The organism is Phyllobacterium sp. K27 (assembly GCF_054796155.1).
Genome location: NZ_CM139240.1, coordinates 1,424,713 through 1,448,062 on the forward strand (window position 1 = coordinate 1,424,713; position 23,350 = coordinate 1,448,062).

Sequence of the window (23,350 nt, forward strand, 5' to 3'; positions counted from 1 at the left end):
GACAGGACTTTATAGTGATCCAGACCGCGCTCTATTTTGCTCTTGGGTTTCTGGCTGCCGTTCTATTGGCATTGCTGGTGGTTCCGCCAATCTGGCGCCGTGCGGCCTACCTGACCCGCAAACGTGTTGAAGCCGAAATACCACTTACCTTAAATGAGATACAGGCGCAGCGTGATGGTTTGCGGGCTGAACATGCCTTGGCCCACCGGAAGCTTGAACTTATGTTGGAGCACGCGCAGGAAAAGGCGGGACGGCTGCTTGCGGAGGTGAGCGAAAAGGACAGGCTCGGAAGAAAACTTGCTCAGGACTTGGAGCAGCGCGAACAAAGAATTTCCGAGCTTGAGACAATATTGGCCTCGGGCAAGGAAAACACTGATAAACTGTCGGCCGCGAGCGCAGCACAAGAAAAGCTGCTTGAGCAGCGTGCGGCAGAATTGGAACTCCTGCATCGCAGGTTGGCCAGTGTTGCGACGAATTCAGACAGTCTGAAGATTGAGCTTGCGGCTCAATCGACGCGTATAGATAACCTTTCCGATGATCTCATGACGGCACGTAAAGACAAACGAAACAGCGATGAACAGAAACGCAAGGCTGAAACCGAATTGAAAGCACTGCGCAACTCGCTCGAGCAGGAGATCAGGCAGCGGTCCGAACTGGATAAACAGGCCAGTGCTCTTCTGAGACAGTTTACGGATAGCGAAGCCAAGCTTGCACGACGTGAAAAGGATGTCGAACGTGCAAATGAGCGTTTGCGCAAGGTCTTGGCTGAAAAACGAAATCAGCCAGCAGGGACCGGTAATGTGCCACGGGGTAGACAGGCCTTTGTTCAGGCCCAGGAAGGCGATGTCTTGCGGGAACAAATGAACGATCTGGCTGCGCAAGTTATAGCAATGACTGCGAAGTTGGAAGGTTCAGAATCGCTCATTGACGAGTTGCTGGGTAAAAACGGTACAGGCACTGTAGGAGTGCGTGATTCAAACGGCAATGTCATTGTCAGTCTTGCTGATCGAATACGTGCCCTTCAGCATGCGGCCTCACAAGCTGGAAAAACGGCTTAACCGCGCGAGAGCAATTCCGGACGCGGTTGCAACATTAAGGCTGTCGAAATTCACCGACATCGGAATCCTGGCCGTTTGCAGCTGTTGCAAAAGTGCTGGAGGCAGACCTTTACCTTCGGTGCCGAGCAGGAGCGCCGTTCTTTGCGTCGGCTGCACGGCGTTAATGCTGACTGATCCGGAAGGACTGAGAGCAAAAAGGGTGAAGTCGGCTTCCTGCAATGCTTCAATGATCTTTTCGATCTGGCCTTGGCGTGCAAAAGGAACCCTGAGTGCAGCACCCACCGACACTCTGATTGCTTTGCGGTAAAGTGGATCGCAGCTTGTCTCGTCCATCACGATGCAATCTGCTTCGAAAGCTGCCGCGTTGCGGAAAATCGACCCCATATTATCGTGATTGGATATGCCACAGAGCACAACGATTAAAGCTGTCGCGGGAAGCGAGCCTATCAAAGCTTGTACCGAGAGCGGGTTTGTTCGTCTCCCGACAGCCAAAATTCCCCTGTGCATGGGAAAACCGGCGATCGCATCTATCGTTGTGCGAGAGACACAATAAATCGGTACGCTGGCCGGGCATAGGTCGATTTGTTCCTTGAGGCCAGCCAACCTGTTCTCAATCACAAGCAGGGATTCAATGGCGAATGATTTATTGGCAAGAAGCACATTGAGAACGACCTTTCCTTCTGCGATGAAGCGCCCTTCGCGCCCCACGAGATCACGCTCCCTGACATTTCTATAGGGCGCAAGTCGCTCATCTTCAGGATCGGCAATGCGGGTAATCCGCCGTTCCAGCCAGTCGTCTGGATTAGCAGATTCGTTCACGTCGATGCCTGTTCCGCTTCCAACCCGGCGCGTGCTTCACCAGCCATACGCACCAATGTCATATGCATATCTTTTGCTGACTCCAGTGGCTTTTCAAAAAATATACGAGCCACTTCATCGCCTTCTGCAATGTCAAATCCATCCGCATCAATGCCGGTTATACGCCATTTTCCATCCGCCAGCTTGGCATAGTAGCGAGCATATAACGCGATCGCATCAGCATGATCTTCGTTCATGTGGTTGACGGCATTCTTTTCTGCTGCAGCAAGCTCTGCGTTCACAGGGCTTAAGCTCAACCAATCCTTTGCGTCCAATTGATAAGCGCGGCCAAAGCCACCATTCAATTTGGTGTTCTCTGGTTCAAGGCGGAAAAACCGAAAATCGCCGAGGCCAACGTAAAGTTTTGATTTTGGTAAATGTGAAAGGTAGCGCCATTCGATGCGGGTATGTTCAGCCGTACCTTTAGTGATTTCGCGAGCTTTTGCTGAAACTGTCATACGAGGATAGGCGAGGGGATCGCCCTTGCCAAGTTCGCCGACCAAAAGCGAACACCGCGGATCGGCCAGCAAAGCAGGTGTATGAGCAGCAAGGGCAGAAACCAAGGTAATAGGCGTACCGTCATGGTCCGTGGAAACGCCAATACGTGTTGCGATGGGATTGCCGGTATTGGGTTCCAGTGTCGCAATAACCGCATGACGGGCGCTTCGCATCAAACGGCGTATGAGCCGGATCGCGCTGTCATCCATCTCGCGCAAAACATCCATCTTCTCGGTCACATCATATCCTTCATCAGCTGTGTGTCTGATTGATAAGGCGTGAACTGGGGAGGAACAAGTCTTAACGTGGAGAGTAGCGATTGAAATCAGGCGGCGATTGCGTGATTATCGTTGAGCCCCGCATCTCTCATGCAATCTGCAAGGAGATCGAGATCGACTGGTCCAATCGTGCAAAGGACTGGTGCGACATCCTCGGCTGCCACTTGCAATGACATCAACTCACGCAAGGCGTCCATGAGGGATTCGCGCGTATCGTACCGTGGTGTATTGGAACGCATGGGTCTGCCCTTCGGACCTCATTTAACTGCGTAAAGATTAACCCGATACTGGTAAACAAATTCTTAATTATGCCATTATTAGGAATTTCGTGCTATTGCATTGGATAAAATAGGCGCATAATTTCAATTAGATAGATGGAACGTCTTTAAGATTGTGTTTTGTTGCCATTGTTTAGCCCCAAATGGCATCATTCTGTGCTCAACTTCACCAGCAGGAAAAACAGCGATGAGAATTGCTTCGTGATCGGCGGTAAGTGGAAATTCCACTCAGTGGCGGGACTAGTAGCAGCGGCAGCCCTTGCAAGTGGTTGCACGACACAGAATGCGCAGCAGACCAGCAAAATCAAGCCGGAAGCAGCGACGTCACAGACCAGATCCAGTAACTACGCCTATACGCCCAAGGACAAGGAATGCCTTGAGCGGGCCATGTTCTTTGAGTCCAATCGCTCAAGCCAGGATGGCTTGGTAGCTGTTGGGACAGTGGTTATGAATCGGCTCGACGCGGGCAAGTGGGGCAATTCCATATGCAGCGTTGTCGGCCACAAGAACCAGTTTGCGCCAGGTGTCTTGTCGCGCCCGATGAAGTCATCGGCGCTCCCGGACGTTCAAGCTGCTGCTGATGCCGTGCTGAAAGGCAAGCGTAACCCTAAAGTCAAAAACGCGATGTTTTTTCACACGGCCGGATTGCGGTTTCCTTACAAGAATATGCACTACACAGTCGTTGCTGGTGGCAATGCGTTCTATGAAAAGCGCGATCGTTATAATTCGGCAGAAATCGCTTCCAGGGAGGCGAGCCAGGCCATCGCCAATGCATATATTGCAAGCTTGAGAACTTCTGGCGCAGGCAGTACCACGCAGGTGGCGAGCGCAACGACAACGACTTCCACGCCAACATCTGGGCGGGTTGTTGCTACACAGCAGCCCATACAGGTTGCTCAGGCTGATCTGGCTTCACAGCAGATGGCTTTTGCTGGAGAGAGGGTTGCTGTTCCTGTCGATCCGCCTGTGCAGGCGATGGAGCATACATTGCAGGCGCAACAAGCCTCACAGCAGACAGCTCAAGTCGCCCCGGCTGGCATACTGGCCTACGAGGCACCGAACAGCAAAAGCGTGGATGCTATTGGTCAAATGCTTCTTGCTCAGGACAGGCCCAACGCCCTGAACTAATAAAAGGCACGCTGTGGCGTGCCTTTTATTAGCAATGCATTTACGAGAATAACCCTTCAAGGCACTAGAAAGTGATGTTCCCACTCATTGTGCGGAACCAGCTGTCCTATCGCGTATTGAAATGTCAGGATGGTCATATGATCGGGTGATGTCGAGCATGTGTATGATAAGTGATACCATTCGCCCTTACTGCGAAAGGCAGCGCCCGCAGAGTGGATTTTATCGCCACTGATCTTGGGCTCAGCAAAAGCATAGGCCACCAATTCGTCTGGAACCATTTTGACTGGATCTCTATGGATCCGCTCCATTGCTTCCAGATCACACCGCTGCTCGAGTCTTGTTTGCGGATCAAGCTTTTCAAGCTGTTTGGCTGCGCTGTTATCCATCGCTGAGGCTGGAGCAGAAATCGCAATGATCAGCAGCAAGGCGCCCATAATTTTCATCAAGTTTGCTTTCCAGCGTAATCGCGTAACCCGTCATAGATCAAAGTGCCATGAGGTTTGCTGCTTTTAAGACGAAATTGTGGAAATCAAAACCATTGGAACATTAAAGTTTGTTCATGAACCAGCGGATTTACGCCCCTTGTCTCCATTGGCTTCTATATAGGAATAGATATAGGAAAAAGAAGGTTGAGCACGGTTTGCCGGTTCGACCAAGCCGGCAACACTACCGAGAGAGGCTGCATAATTGTTGCAATTGAAGCCGAACATTCTCCAGAGCGGTGGATTTGCGAGGTTGTAGCGTACCTTGCCCAGCAATTGTTGGTATTGGCTTTCAGTCAATGAAACGCGATAAGCGGCACCGGTTGAAAAATGGCAGTCAGCATAATTCGGCTTGAGTTCAGCCGGCATGGGAATGATTGCGCCACCATAGAGCCCAATCAAGCTGCCTTTTGGAAACAATCCATTATACTGTCGTGTCACAGGGTTGCCTTGAGAATCAAGCCGTCCAAAGACGACATAAAGATGGCCACTCGGTAAGCCTGGCGACAGACGCTGACGAAACTCGATATAGGCGGGATCACCAAGGGTGGTCCGATTGGCAGTCAGTTTCACGGCATTGCCGTTAACGCTGCCGTGAGCGGCACATGTCAATTGTGGTATCTCTGCAGTATATGCCGAGATTCTGCTTGCAGCCGTTGATTGTGGCGACGATTGACACGCCGCAAGTGATAGCGAAAGCAACAGGGTTGGGAATGCTTTGGCAGATGACAAGCAGGGTGATTTGATTTTATGCACGATGAAATCTTTCAGCCATTGGCCAATCAATAAATGTAGGGCAAGACACGCCAAGTGCGTGCACGATAGAGGTCATATTCTTCTGCAAAGGCTTCACGCATCATGGTTTCCTCTGGCCCCACCCGTGAGAAGAACAGATAGCCAAATCCGGCGATCCCCGCAAACCCTGCAATATAGTTAGGCAAGAGCAGCGCCTGTGCAATGGCAAGACACCAGAATGCTGTATACATGGGATGCCTGATGTGTTTGTAAATTCCTGTTGTGATGAGTTTATGGTCTTGTTTCAGTTGTAGCGATACTGACCACATCTTGCCGAGTGCTTTGTGGGTAAGCCTAAAAAGTACAAGCGCTGTGATTCCTGCGATAATGCCCAGCACAAATAGCGTCGGTTGCGCAGGATATGATGCGAACCGTGGGAACCCTGTCATGAGATAGATGCCCGGCACAACGCCAAGTCCAGTCAGCGATATAGCCATCCGCAGGGTATCTGCTCCGCGACGGCGATCTACGGTGAGTGAGCTTCGGCGAGCGCGGCGATCAAAGGGTCGGCGCAAGAGATACCAACCGACAACCAGAAATGCCCATAAAGCCTGTCCAGCGAATGAAAGGCTTATCATGTAGTGGCAGGTCCCACAATTTTGAGATTATCTGTGGAACAGAGGGCTTTTTCACAGGGCAATCCCCCGCGTGCGGCGATATCTGCAAAACGTTGGGGACCACAAAGAATAGCATGCCACGAATAACGTGTCCGTTTGTCCACACCGAATACGAATTGGCGATGTACGCGGAAAAAATCGCGCCGGATTGTCTTGTAGGTCTCGTCGCAAAGCTGCTGCCTGAAACGCACCTGCATAAGAACAGGTGACCTTCCTTTTGCAATATCCAGGTCTCTAATCGGATCAGATTTATAAAAGTTCATTGGATCGGTCAGCGCTTGCGCGTCAATCCACGTTGTATTGCTTTGTGCAACGTTGGACACACAGTCGCGCAAGCGAACCGCCGAAGGATGTAAAGCAACTTTGAGCAGGCTGGAGCCAACGGTGAGTAGTCCGTAGCGTCTCGATTTGTTGCGTTTCACGGCTTCGTCAATAATTGGGAGAGCGCAGATAGCCCCTAGGCTGTGGGCCGCAACGATGACCTCAGTATCGGTTGGTGCTTCACTGATCAGTGAAGCGGCATGATCAACGACTTTCTTCATCTTCGCCATAATATCAGGTCGCTTTCCACGTGCCATATCGCGAGCAAATGTCCAGTCATCCATGAGCAGCAAAAGATGTAACTTTGAAGCAGAGAACCAGAACAGACATATCCCTGCTAAAAGGCTTGTTCCTGGCAAGACAAATGGACTATGCGGGAAGGCATCGTCGATCAGGTATCCGGCACCCACAGATGCAATCATGATGCCTGCAAGAACAAGCAGCGGGTAGACAAAGAACAGCGCATAGCGCCAACTCGTCATGATGAAGCGGAGAAATGTGCCGCTGACTATAAAGTCGAGTAATGCAAATAATCCGCTCAGCAGACGGGTAACCGGATTTCGGGAGGCGTAAAACAGCGTGATATCGCCAAGACCGTAAAGTACAAAATCTGTGTGAGCAGACCAGCCATCGCCCGCAGTATCCAAACTGAACCGACCCATGGCAACTCCGTTTTCGGCAGCGTTGACAGAAAGGGGGGAAGGGGCAGTGACAGTCATGTCGTAAACAGGCGCCGTTTTGTCTGCCTCGCGGACAAAGCGCCGATGGTGGGCCTCGACAGGCATATGTTCAAAGCCTGGCAGTAAAATCACCAGACGCTTGACGATTGACATCCGCATCCTTTCCTCATCGCTTACCGATGATTGCGATCTACCTTACTTCGCTAACGAGGATTTTAGATGATCAGCGTTAACAGAACGTCGTCAGCGATTAGAAGTTGCAATAATTGGTAATGCCACTTTATTTTGGTGCCATGCGTATAGCTCCGTCAAGGCGGATCGTTTCCCCGTTAAGCATTGGATTCTCGATAATATGCACTGCGAGTGCTGCGTATTCCTCTGGCTTGCCAAGTCTTGAAGGAAAGGGAATGGAAGCCGCGAGCGAGTCCTGCACTTCCTGCGGCATGGCAAGCAGCATAGGCGTTGCGAAAATACCAGGAGCGATAGCCATGACGCGAATACTGAAGCGGGCCAGTTCGCGTGCAGCAGGCAGGGTAAGGCCTGCAATGCCTGCTTTTGAAGAGGCATAGGCTGCTTGTCCAATCTGGCCATCGAATGCTGCGACAGAAGCGGTGGAGATAATCACACCGCGCTCACCAGTCTCCAGAGGATCGAGCTTTGCGGCTGCATCGCCCACCAGACGCAGCATATTGAATGAGCCGATCAGATTGACCTCAATGACGCGCCGGTAAAGCTCAAGATCATGCGGACCATCACGCCCTACGATACGGCCGGCATTTGCAATGCCTGCGCAGTTGACAAGGACACGTGGTGTGCCGAACTTTGCCGTAATCTGCTGGATGGCGTTCTCGGCATCGCTGGCGCTGGAAACATTGCAGCCAAGGGCTATTCCACCGATTTCACGCGCAACCTTTTCTGCTGCATCCAGATTGATGTCAAGGAGAGCAACCTTTGCTCCCTTTTCTGCAAACAGACGGGCTGTTGCTGCTCCCAGACCAGATCCCCCACCGGTCACAATTGCGGGTTGTCCCTCAAGATTCATAGCTCGCCTCCTTTACAAACTTCACACCTGTTCACGGCACCTATCATGGCAAGTCATAAGCTGATAGTCGCGACTTTTGTCTAAGATACGTAAGTATCATCTCCGGGCTTCTGAAAATGTGAGTGGACGGTTTTGTAGTGAAATTCACTATTTTTCTATTTATGTGTTCGAGTTTCCCCAGAATCGTGAATTATGGCTCTCTGGATGGGTTGACTGCGAATAAATCTGCTTGCATTGCGACATTGCAAAGGCTTCCATGCAGCTTCGGTTGCAGGCAAGGGGGCCGGCAACAAAAAAACCTCTGAAGGTGGAAAACATGAAGACCTACAAGAAACTCATTGCAGCGACTGCGCTTGCAATGTTGACAGGTGGGCTGATGGCAGGTGGAGCCGCAGCTAAAACTTTCGTTTATTGTTCGGAAGCATCGCCGGAAGGCTTTGATCCCGGCCTCTATACGGGCGGTAACACATTCGATGCCGCAGCCCACACGGTTTATAATCGTTTGCTCGAGTTCAAGCCTGGTACAACTGAACCAGAAGCCGGGCTCGCCGAAAGCTGGACTATTTCCGATGATGGTCTGCAATATACATTCAAGATTCGTCCCGGCGTAAAATTCCAGACTACAGAATTCTTCACGCCAACCCGTGAACTCAACGCTGACGACGTGATTTTCTCTTATGAGCGTCAGTGGAAAGAAGATCATCCCTGGAACAAGTATGTCACGGGCACGTCCTGGGAATATTTCTCAGGTATGGGCTTCCCTGAACTTCTTCAGTCGATCGAAAAAGTCGATGATATGACAGTGAAGTTCACTCTGAAGCGCAAGGAAGCTCCGTTCCTGGCAAACGTCGCAATGCCATTTTCCTCAATCATGTCGAAGGAATATGCCGACAAGCTTCAGGCTGATGGCAAGATGAACCAGCTAAATCAGATGCCTCTTGGCACAGGTCCGTTCTCGTTTGTTGCTTACCAGCAGGATGCGGTCATCCGCTACAAGGCGAACCCTGACTACTGGAATGGCAAGCAGAAGATCGACGATCTGGTTTTCGCGATTACAACTGACGCTTCGGTACGCTACCAGAAGCTCAAGGCCGGTGAATGCCATTTGATGCCTTATCCAAATCCTAGCGATGTTGCCGCAATGAAGGCGGATCCAGAGCTGAAGGTCATGGAACAGGAAGGCCTGAATGTTGCCTACCTTGCGTACAACACGCTGGTAGCGCCATTCGATAAACCTGAAGTACGTCATGCGCTCAACATGGCGATCAACAAGCAAGCAATCGTTGACGGCGTATTCCAGGGCTTGGCAACACCTGCCAAGAACCCGATCCCGCCGACAATGTGGTCCTACAACGATGCGATCGAGGACGACAAGTACGATCCTGAAGCTGCCAAGAAAATGCTGGAAGATGCCGGTGTAAAGGATCTATCCATGAAGATCTGGGCGATGCCAGTTGCACGTCCTTACATGGTCAATGCTCGCCGCGCTGCTGAATTGATGCAGTCGGATCTTGCAAAGGTCGGTGTCAAGGCTGAGATCGTGTCCTATGAATGGGCTGAGTATCTCGACAAGTCCAAGGCTAAAGACCGAGATGGTGCCGCGATTCTCGGCTGGACTGGTGACAATGGTGATCCTGATAACTTCCTCGACACATTGCTTGGTTGCGATGCTGTTGGCGGTAACAACCGCGCACAGTGGTGCAACAAGGAATTTGACGATCTGGTTACCAAGGCTAAAGAAACCACCGATCTGGCAGAGCGTACCAAACTTTATGAGCAGGCACAGGTCGTGTTCAAGAAAGAGGCTCCATGGGCAACGCTTGATCACTCCTTGTCAATCGTACCGATGCGCAAGGGTGTTGAGGGCTTCCATCAGAGCCCGCTTGGTGACTTCGCTTTCGATGGCGTAGACATCACTGAGTAAGAGCTGAAAACTTGTAGGAAGGGCGTCCGTCAGGCGGGCGCCCTTTTTTCTTCCGAGCGAAAATGCGTTAAGGCAGCCGGAAGCACCGCCACCGATTGTGGCTGGAAGGTTCAATATGTTCAGATTTATTATGGGGCGGATAGCGGTCATGGCTCTGACGTTTGTCGGGGTATCCATCATTGCTTTTTCCTTTATTCGCATGCTTCCGGGCGATCCTGTTGCGTTACTTTCAGGCGAACGTGTCATGTCGCCTGAGCGTCATGCGGCTATTTCGCGTGATCTTGGCTTCGATCAGCCAATCATTGTTCAGTATTTCGACTACCTTTGGGGTATTCTGCACGGTGATTTCGGCACATCGATTGTGACCAAGCAGCCAGTTGTTGATCAGTTCTTCAATCTGTTTCCAGCGACGCTTGAGCTTTCAATCTGTGCAATTCTTTTTGCAGTTCTGCTCGGCATTCCGGCTGGTGTCTTCGCTGCAATCAAGCGCGGCTCCTTCCTTGATCAATCCATCATGGGGACGGCCCTAATTGGCTTTTCCATGCCCATCTTCTGGTGGGGCCTGCTGCTGATCATGCTCGTATCCAATACATTGCATTGGACCCCGGTTTCCGGGCGCATTTCGCTGATGTTCTTTTTCCCGCCTGTGACGGGTTTCATGCTGATCGATTCATTACTTTCGGGACAGTCGGGTGCGTTCAAGTCGGCCGTGAGTCATTTGATCCTGCCGACAATTGTGCTTGGCACTATTCCGCTAGCTGTAATTGCGCGCCAGACCCGTTCAGCTATGCTCGAAGTCTTGTCTGAAGATTATGTGCGCACAGCCCGTGCCAAAGGCTTGGCACCATTGCGGGTTATCGGTGTTCATGCGCTTCGCAATGCCATGATCCCGGTCGTTACCACTATTGGCCTCCAGGTCGGCGTCATGCTTGCCGGGGCAATCCTGACTGAGACGATTTTCTCTTGGCCGGGTATCGGAAAATGGCTGGTCGATTCCGTCAGTCGCCGCGACTATGCGGTTATTCAGGGCGCTTTGCTCATCATTGCTGCCACCATCATGTTGGTCAATCTGGCTGTCGACTTGCTCTACGGTCTGATCAATCCGCGCATTCGACATTGAGGGGATAGATCATGGCCCAGACAAATATTCAAAGCGCTACGTCCGATGACGCTTCACTCGGTCGTCAGCTATCCGAGTTTTGGTATTATTTCTCGGAAAATCGTGGTGCCGTTATTGGCCTCGTTGTTTTCGTACTGCTGATTATCACAGCAGTCTTCGCACCGTGGATTGCGCCGCATGGCCCAGCAGATCAGTATCGCGATGCTGTACTTTTGCCACCAATCTTCCAGGAAGGAGGACGTGCGGGTTATTTGCTCGGAACGGATGCCGTAGGTCGCGATATTCTCTCGCGTCTGATTTACGGCGCGCGCTATTCGCTGTTTATTGGCATTGTTGTTACCTGTATCGCGCTTGTCGGTGGCATTTTTCTCGGCGTTATCGCTGGTTATTTCCGTGGCTGGGTTGATACTGTCATCATGCGATTGATGGACGTCATTCTGGCCTTTCCTTCATTGTTGCTCGCTCTTGTGCTGGTCGCAATCATTGGACCGGGATTGACCGGCGCGATGATTTCCATTGCGCTTGTGTACCAACCGCATTTTGTGCGTCTGACCCGTGCTGCGGTCATGGCAGAAAAGACCCGGGATTACGTAGTGGCCGCAAAGGTTGCTGGTGCTGGTCCGCTGCGTCTCATGTTCAAGACGATCCTGCCGAATTGTATGGCGCCGTTGATCGTTCAGGCGACGCTGTCATTTTCCAATGCAATCCTTGATGCTGCTGCGCTTGGCTTTCTTGGCTATGGTGCGCAGCCGCCAGCGTCGGAATGGGGCACCATGCTGGCCGATGCACGTGAGTTCATCGCGAGCGGTCAATGGTGGGTGGTAACGCTGCCCGGTCTTGCAATTTTGATCACAGTGCTTGCCATCAATCTCGTCGGTGACGGATTGCGTGATGCACTCGATCCCAAATTGAAGAGGAGCTGAATATGAGCAAGCTACTCGAAATCAAAAACCTTTCCGTTGGATTTGATACCAGCAGCGGCATGTTTATGGCTGTGCAAGGGATCGATCTGTCGGTCGAAGCACGCGAAGTTCTGGCTATTGTCGGCGAATCCGGTTCTGGCAAATCTGTGGCTATGCTTGCGGTTATGGGACTTTTGCCGAAGTCGGCAACTGTTACTGCCGACAGCATGACGTTTGATGGTCATGACATGCTAACAATGACCAGCAAGCGCCGCCGTGAAATTATAGGCCGCGATGTTGCCATGATCTTTCAGGAGCCCATGGCAAGCCTCAATCCATGTTTCACTGTTGGATTCCAGCTGGAGGAAGTTCTGCGAGTTCATATGAAACTCGACAAGAAAGCACGGCGCGCCCGCGCGATAGAACTTTTCAAACAGGTCGGCATTCCAACTCCGGAAGAACGGCTCAAATCCTATCCGCATCAGATGTCTGGCGGGCAGTGTCAGCGTGTGATGATCGCTATTGCGATTGCGTGTAATCCCAAGCTGCTGATCGCTGATGAACCGACCACCGCCCTTGACGTAACGATCCAAAAGCAGATTCTCGACCTGCTCGTTGGTCTTCAAGCTGAGCATGGCATGGGATTAATCATGATCACTCACGATATGGGCGTGGTGGCGGAAACCGCCGATCGCGTAATCGTTCAGTACAAGGGTACCAAGATGGAAGAGGCCGATGTGCTGACGCTTTTTGAGGCACCCAAAAGTCCATATACTCGCGCCCTTCTATCGGCTCTCCCTGAAAATGCTACAGGTGACCGGCTTTCAACCGTCGCTGACTTCATGAAAAATGAAGCAGCCAATGCAGGAGCGGCATCATGAGCGAGATCGTACTCGAAGGCCGCAATATTGTACGCGAGTATCACGTTGGTGGCAGCCTGTTTGGAAAGGCGAAGACCATACAGGCCGTAAAAGGCGTGAATTTCACTGTGGAGAAAGGCAAGACGCTTGCCATAGTGGGTGAAAGTGGATGCGGGAAATCCACGCTTGGCCGTATCTTGACGCTGATTGACCCGCAGACATCTGGCGAATTGCTCATCGATGGCAAGCCAATCAATATTGCCAAAGACAAGGTGACGACCGAAATGCGCCGCAAGGTGCAGATCATTTTCCAGAACCCCTATGGCTCGCTGAATCCGCGCCAGAAAATCGGCGAAGTTCTGGGCGAGCCTTTGCTGCTGAACACAAACAAAACCGCAGCAGAGCGACGCGAGCTTGCCATGCAAATGCTCGTGAAAGTCGGGCTGGGACCGGAACATTATAATCGCTATCCGCATATGTTCTCGGGCGGTCAGCGTCAGCGTATCGCTATTGCGCGCGCGCTGATGTTAAGCCCAAGCCTGCTTGTGCTGGATGAGCCGGTTTCTGCTCTCGATTTGTCTGTGCAGGCGCAGGTTCTCAATCTTCTTGCGGATTTGCAGGACGAGTTCAACTTGACTTATGTTTTCATCAGTCATGATTTGTCCGTAGTCCGTTACATCGCTGATGACGTCATGGTGATGTATTACGGAGAAGTGGTTGAATACGGTTCGCGCGACGAGGTGTTTTCAAATCCGCAACACAGCTATACCAAGACACTGTTTGCGGCGACGCCGAAATCTGACGTGGAGAGTATCCGGGCGCGTATTGCAAAGAAGAAAGCTGCCGCTTGAGCGGAACCTGCCTTATGATCCGGCGTTCACTCAGTGAACTAACAGGAGGAATGCCCATGAGTAAAAAGCAGCCGATTTCATCCGCGCCTGCCGATGGTAGCAAGGTGCAGATTTTCTGGACCGATGAGGATGGGCAGGAAAACCAGTCCATCGGGCAGTATCGCTCGTTGGACCGTCTCAAGGCGACCGGTGGCCAATGGGATGAGGCTGATGCGGGGTGGTGGATATTTACGGATTCCAGCACGCAGAAGAAAGTCGTGCCAACCAGCTGGCAGCCAGCTGGCAAGAGTGACGATACTGAAGTCGCTGATGAAGAATAGCTTTGAGCGGCGTGGCAATTTTTAACCATGCCGCCTCATTGACTCGAACTTATGCGCTTTTTTGATGCTTGAGCAGCCCGCGAACTATGTCGTCAGCGGAAATCATGCCAAGGATCGCACCTTTTTCAACTACACCGACATCACCACTGTTTTTGGCAACAGCCTGCATAACCTCTCGTACAGGTGTATCCGGCCGTGCGGTGGCCGCGAAGGGCCGGTTGCCGCGTGAACGATCAAGCGGAACCATGATATCGGCAGCTGTCAGTACTCCAAGTGGATTCATATTGGCGACGAAATCCGCCACATAATCATCTGCCGGATTGAGAAGGATATCCTGTGCTGTTCCGCATTGGATTATGCGGCCGCCTTCCATAATGGCAATGCGGTTGCCAATTTTCATCGCTTCATCAAGATCATGGCTGACAAAGACAATTGTTTTCTTCAATCGTTCCTGCAGACTCAAAAGCTCGTCTTGCAGTCTGTTGCGAATGAGAGGATCAAGAGCTGAAAACGGTTCGTCCATGAGGAGGATTGGGGCTCCGGTCGCAAATGCACGGGCAAGACCGACACGCTGTTGCATGCCGCCAGAGAGTTCTCCAACCCTACGCTTGGCCCAATCTTGCAGATTGACCAGCTCAAGTTGTTGTTGAACTGCATGCGTGCGCTCCTCTTTCGGTATTCCGGAAAGTTCCAGTCCAAAACCGACATTCTCCTCGACGGTGCGCCAAGGAAGCAAACCGAACTGCTGGAAGACCATTGAAACCAGATGCTTGCGCAGGTTACGCAAAGTCGATTTATCCGCATTGCCTACGTCAATCGACTGGCCATCATTATGAACGACAACAGAACCACGTGAAATTGGATTTAGGCGGTTGATAGCACGCAGTAGCGTGGACTTGCCGGAACCCGATAGGCCCATAAGGACCAGTATTTCGCCTTCCGCAATCGTTAGCGAACAATTGTGCACGCCTAGAACATGACCGGTTTCTGCCTGAATTTCCGATCGGCTCTTTCCCTGATCAGCAAGTGCCAGTGAAGCATCTGTCCGCTTGCCGAAAACAATACAGACTTCATCGAGTGTAATCGCAGTCATTCACCTTGCTCCTTGCCAGGGCGGAAAATACGGTCAAGCACAATGGCAACGACCACGATGACGAGACCGGCTTCAAAGCCGAGAGCGGTATTGACCGAATTGAGTGCACGAACAACCGGAACGCCAAGGCCATCGGCACCGACCAGTGCTGCAATGACGACCATGGAAAGCGACAGCATTATTGTCTGGGTCAGGCCTGCAAGAATTTGCGGCATGGCATAGGGCAGTTCAATTTTCCATAGGAGTTGCCGGGAGGATGCACCAAAGGCTTGCCCGGCTTCGACAAGATGCAGTGGTGTCGATGAGACGCCGAGATGGGTCAGACGAATGGGAGCAGGCAAGACGAAGATTGCTGTGGCCAGCAAGCCGGGTACCATCCCAATGCCGAAGAACACGATGGCGGGAATAAGATAGACGAAGGTTGGCAATGTCTGCATCAAGTCCAATACAGGGCGAATTACCGAATAAAATTTGGGCCGGTGGGCCGCGATGATGCCAATGGGAACACCGATACCCATGCAAAGGATGCAGGAAGAGAGTACCAGAGTGAGGGTCTCCATCGTCTCATCCCAGTAACCCTGGTTGACTATGAATAGGAACCCCACAATCGTAAGAATGGTGACGGCAGTTGAACGCCGCAAGGCATAGGCAATTGCGGCGAATATCGCGATCATGGCCAGCGGGTGAGGGTATTTCAGTACGTACATAAGCCCATCGATGAAACTCTGCATAACCATTGCAAGTCCATCAAAGAATCCGGAAAAATTGGTGGTAAGCCAGTCGACGACGGCCTTGGCCGTCTTGCCGACGGGAATCTTGTCTTGTGTCAGCCAGTCCAAACCGAGCTATCCCTCTATCGTTTAACAAACAAGCGAAAAAACCTCCCGATCGGCTGGCCGGGCGGCTTTCATTCTAGTGGCATTATTGCATCGGCCTAGAGGCCGAGCTCTGCCTTGACGGCCGGGAGGCCCTCTTTACCGTCGTAGGTGGTAACGCCTGCCAGCCAGGTATCAAGAACGGTCGGATTGGCTTTCAGCCATTCGGTTGCAGCATCTGCCGCATCTTCTCCCTCATCGAGGATTTTGCCCATGATTTCGTTTTCCATGGGGAGAGTAAACTTTAAATTGGCAAGCAGCTTACCAACATTCGGACATTCAGTTGTGTAGCCAGTGCGAACATTGGTGTGGACTTCGGCGCCACCAAAATTAGGGCCGAATACTTCGTCGCCGCCAGAAAGATAGGCGAGCTTGAAGTTTGCGTTCATTGGATGAGGTTCCCAGCCGAGGAACACGACTGGCTTTTCTGATTTGCTGTCTTTCGCAACTTGGGCCAGCATGCCCTGCTCGGATGACTCGGCAAGTTGAAAGTCCTTTAAACCAAATTGGTCTTTCGCAATCATATCAAGGATGAGTCGGTTGCCATCATTTCCAGGCTCGATACCGTAAATTTTGCCGCCGAGTTCGTCCTTAAATTTGGCGATATCCTTGAAATCCTTCAAGCCCTTGTCAAAAAGGTATTGTGGAACGGCAAGCGTATATTTCGCACCGGTCAGGTTCGGGCCGAGGTCCTCGACAGTCTTGTTTTCAATATAAGGCTTGATGTCAGCCGACTGCGTTGGCATCCAGTTGCCAAGAAAAATGTCGATGTCTTTTTTGCCAAGAGATGCATAAGTCACAGGCACCGACAGAACTTTTATGTCCGTGTTGTAGCCAAGTGCCTTGAGCACTTCAGCTGTTGTTGCAGTCGTGGCGGTCACATCAGTCCAGCCGACATCGGCGAAGCGTACATTTTTGCAACTCTCCGGTTCGGCGGCGAATGCGGTGCTCGCCGAAAGCACCAAAGCCAAGGTAAGAGTCAATTTGGACAGAGTTTTCATGTTTGTTTTCCCCTTCCGGCGGTTTCCCGGCATTCAAAGTCCTGAACCAAGCATCAAACGGGCGGTCATTCAAGCATAGGCGCGCATAAATCCGGTCAAATAGCGACAGTTGTTGATATTCCACAAAAAGTGAGCGCCGTGCTCTTGGCGTGGCTTCAAGCTGGAGCGCAAGTCTGATTAAAGCGATTATGGCAAAATTATATTTCAGCTATTCGGCAATGAATGCCGGCAAATCGACGCTCCTCCTGCAGGCTTCTCACAACTATAGGGAGCAGGGAATGCGGACTATACAATTCACTGCCGGTCATTATGCAGAAAATGGTGTGGGGAAAATAACATCAAGGCTTGGTGTCAGTGCTGATGCTGAACTCTATTGGGATGATGATGATCTGTTTGCGCGAATCAAGATTGCGAACAATCAAGCCCCGCTTAGTTGTGCGTTTGTTGATGAGGCGCAATTTCTGACCAAAGAACAAGTGTGGCAGCTTGCCCGCGTAGCGGACAGGTTAAATATTCCGGTTATGTGTTTTGGCCTACGTACCGACTTTCAGGGAAAGCTTTTCCCCGGTTCCTCAGAACTACTTGCTATCGCCGATACTTTGCGTGAAATCCGAACAATCTGCCATTGCGGAGCCAAGGCGACCATGGTGGTACGCAAGGACCAAACTGGCAAGGCGCTTACTGAAGGTGATCAGGTCGCTATTGAAAAGTCAGTCTATGTTTCGCTCTGCCGCAAACATTGGGAAGATGAAACCGGACGCCTCATATAGCCAGCTGATATTCTCCACTTGCAAGTCCGCCGTGGCCGTTGTCATTTGATTGCAGACATTGTTTGGCACGGTGCAATCGCTATATGCAACCGTGACTGTGGTTGATACTTTAATTTGAATAGTAGGGGAGATTTATAATGGCGAGTTTGCAGAACTTCGACGCCGAGATTGAAAAGACCAACACAATGGTCAACGACATGCGTACGAAAATTGATCAATCCAGTGTCGTTCTGGATAAATTCGCCAAAGCCGATGCGAAGATTGGGGCTGCTGATTTTGACATCGAGAATGCACGCATTGATGATGTGTTGCGGCAGCAAAAGGTAATGGAAGGCAATATTGCCGAATTGATTATCGGATTGGAGGATGCCACCAACATCTTCGGTACAGAGTTCGAAAGCATGAAAGGTTATTCGGGCTGGGAAAAATTTATTGGCCTGTTTTCCAAAGACAAGATGCAGCGTCTGCGCTCCGACCGCGTGCGGAACATGTCGCTAGCCGGTAATCTTCAGGAATTACTTACCAAGTCAGATCGCATTGTCGGCATTTTGAAAGAGCAGAAAGTTATTCTCGATGCTCGTTACAAAACATCGGAAACCAGTCTCGCTACGGTGATCGAGCGCCGAAAGACCACCATTGCTACGCTTGAAGCGACACAAAAGCGTATCGAAGAACTTAATCCGCTTTTGCTCGATATCGAAAACCGTATCGCCGCGTCCACCGATCAAGGGACACGTGCTCAACTCGAGGGCGAACGCTCCAAGCTTGCTACCGAGTATAATGAGCGTCAGGCCAAGGAGCAGGAATTGCTGGCCGAGAGCCAGACACTTGAGCGCTACACGTCGATGTTCCAGACCTTCGTTGACTCGCTGAACAATCAGATCGCCGCTCAAAGCACGCTTATCAACAAGCTGGCTATCGACACTGAGCAGCGCATTGTTCTGTACAAGGCACTTGAAGATTCATTGAAGACTGCGGCTCAACAGGACGTTGCTCACAAGATCAACACGCTTGGCAGTCAGGTGGACAAGGCGGCGGAAGAAACCATGGCCGGTGTTGGTGCTGCTGCGCAAAAACACATTGGCGATCTTCTTGAAATGCACGAAAAGAACATGGTCAGTTCACAAGATATTCAGCGCCGCAAGAAGCTTGCAGATGATGCATTTGCACGCAGATTCTCCGAAGTCCTCAAGAAGCACAATTCTGCCGGTTACGCCCAGAGTTAATTCATGTCAGAGAATGCAGAACTGGCGGCGGCGGAACGTTACTTTGGTGCAATCCGTGCAGCATTGGACGGGCTCGAGATTTTTTTGAACAATCAAGACTCGCCGCTTTACAAGCATGATCTTGTCGCTCAGACCGTTGCCGAATATTTACAGCGGCTCGACGCATCATTTGACTGCTGGCGTAATAGACTTGGCTTTACAGAACGCTTCCGCATATCCAAGGCGGAAAGCGGCTTTCCTGTCTTCCAGAATGTGCTGGAACTGGAGAATGACAAGAAAGAAGCCAAGGAGCGCCTTGCAGCCATACCTCCCGTGGACACATTACGCAGCGAGATGGCAGACTTTATCCTGCGCCACCGGGAGTTCCCGCGTGACCTACAAAAATCCATCGCTGAGCGCATCTATCTGGAGACAGTTTTGAAGGGCGAGGTTTTCTCACCATTCGTGCTCCCTACAACGATCCGAGTTTCGGTCAATCCGAAGACAATGCGCCCATTTTACGTTGTGCATTGGGGAACCTTTGATGGTGCCTCCAATCTTCCGCTTATCTATATGGCAGTCATTGAAGATTCTTCGGACGACATAGTTGAAACACTGGTTCAGAAGGATGGCAAGCTCAATCCGAAAGTCAAAATTCCACTTCCCGTAGGTGGTTTGCTGAATCCTGATTTGGCCAGGCGTTTCGATGATTTTGCTGCGAAAAATTCGGCCTATTCACTATCTCCCGTGACAATCGCAATGAGTCTGGACAAGGATTTTCCAGAGTTGCACCCGAAGCAATTGCGCCGAATTGTCCTGGGCCCGTTCTATACGGCAGGGATCACAGAACATAATCAGAAAGTTGCGGATGTGCTTGAGCGCGTCCGTCGGCCTGAAGATGCGTGGCTATTGACCTGGACTATGCAGGAAGTGTTCTCAACTGCGGAGAAACCCGGCAGGCGCGGTATCTGGTCTTCAGAGCCATCTCGGGAGGAATTTCATATCAATACTGATGATCTGGAAGCAACGCGGCAGGGTGTGAGTTACTATGAGCAACATGCCTTGGTTCCTCATGAAGCATATCAGGCACTTTACGCCTCGGGTGAAGCCTCGCGGATTTTTACTGGATTTGAAACGCATATCCTATCCAATGGGCAGGTTATAAGCGGTATTTAAAAGGACTGGGATCATGGATGTCGGCCTGACGACGATCGAGGAAAAAGATATCGCCAAGCACCTTGCGGTTGCACATGCAATGGTGACGCGATTTGTTTCGTTGGAAACGAGCGATCAGAAATCGGGTGCTGAGATCGCGGGCACCGGTCGTCGTTTCGTCTCGACGGTCTCGACAGGTGGACTACGCAAGACGCGTGAGGTCGAACTCGCCAAGACCATTCAGTCCGTGCGCCCTGATGATCAAATGTTGTCGATTGCCCAGCACACATTATTGTTCAGGGCACGACGCGGCGTTGCTATTGCTTTGGCGGTGGCGGCTGTTTTCGCCAGGCAAAGCGATCTTGAAAGCCTCATGGCACGCAATGCTTCATCGCCATTGCAGGGTGAGGAGGCCGGCCATTTCAAGCGTCTCTTGTCGGCGGCATCCTACGTGGCGGCATTTTCCCTGTCGGCGTATTTGACCCAGTTGATTGAAGCAGATGGAGAGCCTGCAAACGATATTGCCGAGCCCGATTTCAATTTCGACACATCGCAGGATGCATTAAAGTCTGTCATCGCGGGATTGAATAATGCGATAAGCGGGACAAATGACGAGCAGACAATGCTGGCTCGAGCCAAGGCCTTTGCAGCGCTTAGCATAGATGGCCTTTTGCAGCGGAAGGGCCGGTTTGAGGGGCTGGGCAGTTTCGAGGATATTCACCTGCGGCTGGATAGTGATGATTTCACGCTGGATGGCTTTGATGTCGCGCCGTCAAAAAAACGCATGCCGCTGGTGATGACTTTCAAAAAGCCAAGCGAAGTTGTCGGCAATCACATCGCCAAGTATCAGGCCTTAAAATTGTCTAAAATGCTGATGGCCTATGATTTTGACAGGCAGCTCAACCCATTTGTGGAACTCGGTGGATTTCTGTTCACGTTCATTGGCGATGGCGCGCCAGGGACAGGCAAAACAACACTGATCCAGATGATTGCAGGGCTGGTGAATGATTACTGCCAGGTCGCTGGCTATGCATTCCACTATGAAAATTTCGGCGTCGACCAGATTTCTTCCTATCAAGGCAAGTCAGGTCAGAACTGTAAGCAGTTCATTACCAATGTTCTCAATCCACGTACCATCGGCTTCGGCACGATTGACGATATCGATCAGGTCGCTGCCAAGCGTTCAGATGATCGGGCGTCGTCAGGTCAGCAAGAGATTACCGGCGTTCTGATGGAGGCCTTTGCAGGCGCATCGACGGTGGTACGCGGCAACTGCTCGTTCGGAATGTTTTCCAACTATCCGGAAAATGTTGACGATGCGTTGCGTCAACGCGCGGGTGCTCGTTGGCTGGTTGATGGTCCGCAGTCGCGCGATGACTACATCGACATCTTTGCGTTGCTTGCGGGCAAAAACCACAAGATTCCGCTTGGAGATCACAATCTTTATGAAGCACAGCAAATTCAACGTGCGGTGGAGAGCGCTTATGAGCAATTGTCTGAGCCACAAGAAGATGGGCTGAAAGTCGTTTATGACCGCTTCATAAAGGACAACGGTAAACCCGAAACGCTGTCCGACATTGGTACATATCTCCATATGATCAAGGAGCGCGAACCGCGCTTCACGGGACGGGCGATCAAGAACGTCACCGATGCAATTAAAATGCGTGCGATGGATGTCGAGCTTCCGGACGAGTGGTTTGAAAAACCTGAAACGTTCATGCACAAGAACTATGATGACAAAAAAGCGATGATTGAGGAGCTGCGCAAGCCATTCACGATGGACATGGTATTGCAGGAAACCAATCGCTATGCGGATTCGGAATTCCGCTATGCGGACAAATCGGATGATGCCGCTATTGAGAAAATGGTCCGCGATGCAAGATTGCGTGAGCGTGCAGTTAGGGAAGTTGAGACATTAAAAGCCAAGGGGCAGTGGGAAGCCTGATGGAACTGCTCTACCAGAACGATCTGATCTATGGACGGTTGTTGAAAATCGACCAGCCGCACCTTGTCGAGCGGTACAATAAAGCGCTTCAGTCTTTTGGATTTCCGGCGAGCAAGCTGGAAGAGTTTGACATAGACAGGACAGGTTTCTCGCCACAGATCGCCGATGAGTTGAAAGATCCCGCTTATCTCGATCCGAATGGTGTTAACAGGCGCTTCATTATCCTCACACCGTCTCAGGCTGACTTGCCTGTTGTTCACACGCAATTCTCCAATACATCGCAATTGTTGTACGAGTTTTTTTCGAGCAATGCCCGAGCGATCAATGCGCTGACGATCAAAGATGTGCTTTACGGAGAGATTGAGGATTCCGTTTCCATTGTCTCCAATATCGAAGATCTGCTTTCGATCAATCAGGTCGAATTCCGAGTGCTTTCAGCCCAGAATGTCATGGCGCAGGCTGCTGAGCTACGTCTATTGGCTGACCGCCTCAAGAATGAGCCCGATGCCTGGCGTGACAATACAATGCTGGAACGCATGGTGGAGCTTGCCAAAGTCACGGGCGATATTCGCGAAAATTCGCTGGTTCCCGACAAGGTACTGTTCAGGCATAGCGCCTTTTGGACCAGCCATTTCGGCGGGGTCTATATTTTTGTCGATGATAATACGACAACTGTTATCGGGAATCCTGAAGCACCCGGATTCCGGCGTTCGCGTCCTTGGCAGGTCAATTATATTTCGATCAAGGATGCGGAGCAGGTATTTCAGTTCCTCAGCACAACGTCGCGCATTGAATTGCCGCGTGCATCGTGGATTGAGCAATCCGGTTATCTGGAAAATCGCGGCGAGATGATTATTCGTCACCTGATCCAAACGCTGGAACCAGAGCGTGATTTAAAGAATATTGACCGGATTTGGCTGCAAACATGGATTCACGCCAATGCGGCTCTAATTAATCATGATGGCACATGGCCCTTTCTTAACGGAGTAAAGCGAGAGATTGGACAGTCCGGTCAGTTAAATATGTCTGATATTGAACCCCCGCGACGATTTCTTGTTGTTCGAGCCTTGCCGCAGCACCCCGATGCTTGGCTTGTGAACCAGTTGATCAGTGATTTTGTGCCTTGGGATTTCCTGTCGCGCTATGTGTTCAACAAGCCGGGTTTCTATGCTGATTACCAACGCTGGAGCCTTCCTTATCAGGAACACGTTGTCGATACTCTCAAAACAACCTATTTGAAGGACAAGGAAGGGCTGCGCAAGCGGCTTTATGGACTTGACCAGTGAAGGAAACA

At 51.2% G+C, this 23,350-nt stretch carries 24 protein-coding genes; 13 read left to right on the forward strand and 11 right to left on the reverse strand.

All coding sequences use genetic code 11. The annotated features are described in order from the left end of the window. The first annotated feature begins 14 nt into the window (after window positions 1-14). Window positions 15-1,058, forward strand: coding sequence for a hypothetical protein (locus ACYJL1_RS06910; protein WP_460897641.1), 1,044 nt, complete (start codon window positions 15-17; stop codon window positions 1,056-1,058). Here the strand turns inward: ACYJL1_RS06910 and ACYJL1_RS06915 are convergent. The 3 genes from ACYJL1_RS06915 to ACYJL1_RS06925 form a co-directional block, all read right to left on the reverse strand. Then, entirely contained in the window at window positions 1,035-1,877 is an 843-nt protein-coding gene (locus tag ACYJL1_RS06915; protein ID WP_460897642.1) for a TrmH family RNA methyltransferase, read from the reverse strand. The genes ACYJL1_RS06910 and ACYJL1_RS06915 overlap by 24 nt on opposite strands. Continuing rightward, on the reverse strand, window positions 1,874-2,653 hold the full coding sequence (locus tag ACYJL1_RS06920; protein WP_460897643.1) for a HugZ family pyridoxamine 5'-phosphate oxidase: 780 nt from the start codon (window positions 2,651-2,653) through the stop codon (window positions 1,874-1,876). Before ACYJL1_RS06920 ends, ACYJL1_RS06915 begins: the two co-directional genes overlap by 4 nt. A gap of 86 nt (window positions 2,654-2,739) precedes the next feature. Beyond that, window positions 2,740-2,931, reverse strand: a complete 192-nt coding sequence (locus ACYJL1_RS06925; protein WP_460897644.1) for a hypothetical protein — start codon at window positions 2,929-2,931, stop codon at window positions 2,740-2,742. Window positions 2,932-3,201: 270 nt separating this feature from the next. On the opposite strand from ACYJL1_RS06925, the gene ACYJL1_RS06930 reads away from it, so the two are divergent. After that, entirely contained in the window at window positions 3,202-4,098 is an 897-nt protein-coding gene (locus tag ACYJL1_RS06930; RefSeq protein WP_460897645.1) for a cell wall hydrolase, read from the forward strand. Between the two features lie 56 nt (window positions 4,099-4,154). Here the strand turns inward: ACYJL1_RS06930 and ACYJL1_RS06935 are convergent, their stop codons facing one another. The 5 genes from ACYJL1_RS06935 to ACYJL1_RS06955 form a co-directional block, all read right to left on the reverse strand. Continuing rightward, the gene (locus ACYJL1_RS06935; RefSeq protein WP_460897646.1) at window positions 4,155-4,541 is read right to left on the reverse strand and encodes a DUF930 domain-containing protein; all 387 of its coding nucleotides are present in this window, start codon (window positions 4,539-4,541) and stop codon (window positions 4,155-4,157) included. Window positions 4,542-4,655: 114 nt separating this feature from the next. Next, window positions 4,656-5,153, reverse strand: coding sequence for a hypothetical protein (locus ACYJL1_RS06940; RefSeq protein WP_460897647.1), 498 nt, complete (start codon window positions 5,151-5,153; stop codon window positions 4,656-4,658). A gap of 209 nt (window positions 5,154-5,362) precedes the next feature. Then, window positions 5,363-5,953 carry a protein-S-isoprenylcysteine O-methyltransferase gene (locus ACYJL1_RS06945; protein ID WP_460897648.1) on the reverse strand — a complete coding sequence of 197 codons (591 nt, stop codon included), beginning with the start codon at window positions 5,951-5,953 and terminating at the stop codon, window positions 5,363-5,365. Next, window positions 5,950-7,146, reverse strand: a complete 1,197-nt coding sequence (locus ACYJL1_RS06950; RefSeq protein WP_460897649.1) for a hypothetical protein — start codon at window positions 7,144-7,146, stop codon at window positions 5,950-5,952. The genes ACYJL1_RS06945 and ACYJL1_RS06950 overlap by 4 nt, the downstream gene beginning before the upstream one ends. A 127-nt stretch (window positions 7,147-7,273) precedes the next feature. Next, window positions 7,274-8,035, reverse strand: coding sequence for a 3-hydroxyacyl-CoA dehydrogenase (locus tag ACYJL1_RS06955; protein ID WP_460897650.1), 762 nt, complete (start codon window positions 8,033-8,035; stop codon window positions 7,274-7,276). Window positions 8,036-8,351: 316 nt separating this feature from the next. On the opposite strand from ACYJL1_RS06955, the gene ACYJL1_RS06960 reads away from it, so the two are divergent. The 6 genes from ACYJL1_RS06960 (at window position 8,352) to ACYJL1_RS06985 (ending at window position 14,012) form a co-directional block, all read left to right on the forward strand. Then, complete coding sequence (locus ACYJL1_RS06960; RefSeq protein ID WP_460897651.1) at window positions 8,352-9,959, forward strand: ABC transporter substrate-binding protein; 1,608 nt, start codon at window positions 8,352-8,354, stop codon at window positions 9,957-9,959. A 115-nt stretch (window positions 9,960-10,074) separates the two neighbouring features. Further along, entirely contained in the window at window positions 10,075-11,079 is a 1,005-nt protein-coding gene (locus tag ACYJL1_RS06965) for an ABC transporter permease subunit (protein ID WP_460897652.1), read from the forward strand. A gap of 11 nt (window positions 11,080-11,090) precedes the next feature. Then, complete coding sequence (locus tag ACYJL1_RS06970; RefSeq protein WP_460897653.1) at window positions 11,091-12,002, forward strand: ABC transporter permease subunit; 912 nt, start codon at window positions 11,091-11,093, stop codon at window positions 12,000-12,002. Between the two features lie 2 nt (window positions 12,003-12,004). Then, complete coding sequence (locus ACYJL1_RS06975; RefSeq protein ID WP_460897654.1) at window positions 12,005-12,862, forward strand: ABC transporter ATP-binding protein; 858 nt, start codon at window positions 12,005-12,007, stop codon at window positions 12,860-12,862. Then, the gene (locus ACYJL1_RS06980) at window positions 12,859-13,692 is read left to right on the forward strand and encodes an ABC transporter ATP-binding protein (protein WP_460897655.1); all 834 of its coding nucleotides are present in this window, start codon (window positions 12,859-12,861) and stop codon (window positions 13,690-13,692) included. The genes ACYJL1_RS06975 and ACYJL1_RS06980 overlap by 4 nt, the downstream gene beginning before the upstream one ends. Before the next feature lie 56 nt (window positions 13,693-13,748). Next, the gene (locus ACYJL1_RS06985) at window positions 13,749-14,012 is read left to right on the forward strand and encodes a hypothetical protein (RefSeq protein ID WP_460897656.1); all 264 of its coding nucleotides are present in this window, start codon (window positions 13,749-13,751) and stop codon (window positions 14,010-14,012) included. Between the two features lie 49 nt (window positions 14,013-14,061). On the opposite strand, the gene choV is transcribed toward ACYJL1_RS06985, so the two are convergent. From choV to ACYJL1_RS07000, 3 genes are all read right to left on the reverse strand, one after another. Further along, window positions 14,062-15,105 carry a choline ABC transporter ATP-binding protein gene (gene choV / locus ACYJL1_RS06990; RefSeq protein WP_460897657.1) on the reverse strand — a complete coding sequence of 348 codons (1,044 nt, stop codon included), beginning with the start codon at window positions 15,103-15,105 and terminating at the stop codon, window positions 14,062-14,064. Then, a complete protein-coding gene (gene choW, locus ACYJL1_RS06995; protein WP_460897658.1) occupies window positions 15,102-15,944 on the reverse strand; it encodes a choline ABC transporter permease subunit in 843 nt (280 codons plus the stop codon). The genes choV and choW overlap by 4 nt, the downstream gene beginning before the upstream one ends. A gap of 95 nt (window positions 15,945-16,039) precedes the next feature. Next, window positions 16,040-16,981 (reverse strand): choline ABC transporter substrate-binding protein, encoded by a 942-nt coding sequence (locus tag ACYJL1_RS07000; protein ID WP_460897659.1) that lies wholly within the window; start codon window positions 16,979-16,981, stop codon window positions 16,040-16,042. 188 nt (window positions 16,982-17,169) lie between these two features. Here ACYJL1_RS07000 and ACYJL1_RS07005 point away from each other — a divergent pair, with 188 nt between their 5' ends. From ACYJL1_RS07005 to ACYJL1_RS07025, 5 genes are all read left to right on the forward strand, one after another. Then, complete coding sequence (locus ACYJL1_RS07005; RefSeq protein ID WP_460897660.1) at window positions 17,170-17,751, forward strand: thymidine kinase; 582 nt, start codon at window positions 17,170-17,172, stop codon at window positions 17,749-17,751. Between the two features lie 137 nt (window positions 17,752-17,888). Continuing rightward, the gene (locus ACYJL1_RS07010; protein WP_460897661.1) at window positions 17,889-18,977 is read left to right on the forward strand and encodes a hypothetical protein; all 1,089 of its coding nucleotides are present in this window, start codon (window positions 17,889-17,891) and stop codon (window positions 18,975-18,977) included. A gap of 3 nt (window positions 18,978-18,980) precedes the next feature. Next, window positions 18,981-20,132, forward strand: coding sequence for a hypothetical protein (locus tag ACYJL1_RS07015; RefSeq protein WP_460897662.1), 1,152 nt, complete (start codon window positions 18,981-18,983; stop codon window positions 20,130-20,132). A gap of 13 nt (window positions 20,133-20,145) precedes the next feature. Then, window positions 20,146-22,056: an AAA family ATPase gene (locus tag ACYJL1_RS07020; protein WP_460897663.1), complete on the forward strand. Its 1,911-nt coding sequence runs from the start codon at window positions 20,146-20,148 to the stop codon at window positions 22,054-22,056. Beyond that, on the forward strand, window positions 22,056-23,342 hold the full coding sequence (locus tag ACYJL1_RS07025; protein ID WP_460897664.1) for a DUF6638 family protein: 1,287 nt from the start codon (window positions 22,056-22,058) through the stop codon (window positions 23,340-23,342). The genes ACYJL1_RS07020 and ACYJL1_RS07025 overlap by 1 nt, the downstream gene beginning before the upstream one ends. Window positions 23,343-23,350: the final 8 nt, after the last annotated feature.

Coding starts and splice junctions, on each gene's coding strand:
- ACYJL1_RS06925 (WP_460897644.1), bottom strand. CDS start 2,931: ATGCGTTCCAATACACCACGGTACGATACGCGCGAATCCCTCATGGAC.
- ACYJL1_RS06935 (WP_460897646.1), bottom strand. CDS start 4,541: ATGAAAATTATGGGCGCCTTGCTGCTGATCATTGCGATTTCTGCTCCA.
- ACYJL1_RS06945 (WP_460897648.1), bottom strand. CDS start 5,953: ATGATAAGCCTTTCATTCGCTGGACAGGCTTTATGGGCATTTCTGGTT.
- ACYJL1_RS06950 (WP_460897649.1), bottom strand. CDS start 7,146: ATGTCAATCGTCAAGCGTCTGGTGATTTTACTGCCAGGCTTTGAACAT.
- ACYJL1_RS06955 (WP_460897650.1), bottom strand. CDS start 8,035: ATGAATCTTGAGGGACAACCCGCAATTGTGACCGGTGGGGGATCTGGT.
- ACYJL1_RS06960 (WP_460897651.1), top strand. CDS start 8,352: ATGAAGACCTACAAGAAACTCATTGCAGCGACTGCGCTTGCAATGTTG.
- ACYJL1_RS06965 (WP_460897652.1), top strand. CDS start 10,075: ATGTTCAGATTTATTATGGGGCGGATAGCGGTCATGGCTCTGACGTTT.
- ACYJL1_RS06970 (WP_460897653.1), top strand. CDS start 11,091: ATGGCCCAGACAAATATTCAAAGCGCTACGTCCGATGACGCTTCACTC.
- ACYJL1_RS06975 (WP_460897654.1), top strand. CDS start 12,005: ATGAGCAAGCTACTCGAAATCAAAAACCTTTCCGTTGGATTTGATACC.
- ACYJL1_RS06980 (WP_460897655.1), top strand. CDS start 12,859: ATGAGCGAGATCGTACTCGAAGGCCGCAATATTGTACGCGAGTATCAC.
- ACYJL1_RS06985 (WP_460897656.1), top strand. CDS start 13,749: ATGAGTAAAAAGCAGCCGATTTCATCCGCGCCTGCCGATGGTAGCAAG.
- choV (WP_460897657.1), bottom strand. CDS start 15,105: ATGACTGCGATTACACTCGATGAAGTCTGTATTGTTTTCGGCAAGCGG.
- ACYJL1_RS07000 (WP_460897659.1), bottom strand. CDS start 16,981: ATGAAAACTCTGTCCAAATTGACTCTTACCTTGGCTTTGGTGCTTTCG.
- ACYJL1_RS07005 (WP_460897660.1), top strand. CDS start 17,170: ATGGCAAAATTATATTTCAGCTATTCGGCAATGAATGCCGGCAAATCG.
- ACYJL1_RS07010 (WP_460897661.1), top strand. CDS start 17,889: ATGGCGAGTTTGCAGAACTTCGACGCCGAGATTGAAAAGACCAACACA.
- ACYJL1_RS07015 (WP_460897662.1), top strand. CDS start 18,981: ATGTCAGAGAATGCAGAACTGGCGGCGGCGGAACGTTACTTTGGTGCA.
- ACYJL1_RS07020 (WP_460897663.1), top strand. CDS start 20,146: ATGGATGTCGGCCTGACGACGATCGAGGAAAAAGATATCGCCAAGCAC.
- ACYJL1_RS07025 (WP_460897664.1), top strand. CDS start 22,056: ATGGAACTGCTCTACCAGAACGATCTGATCTATGGACGGTTGTTGAAA.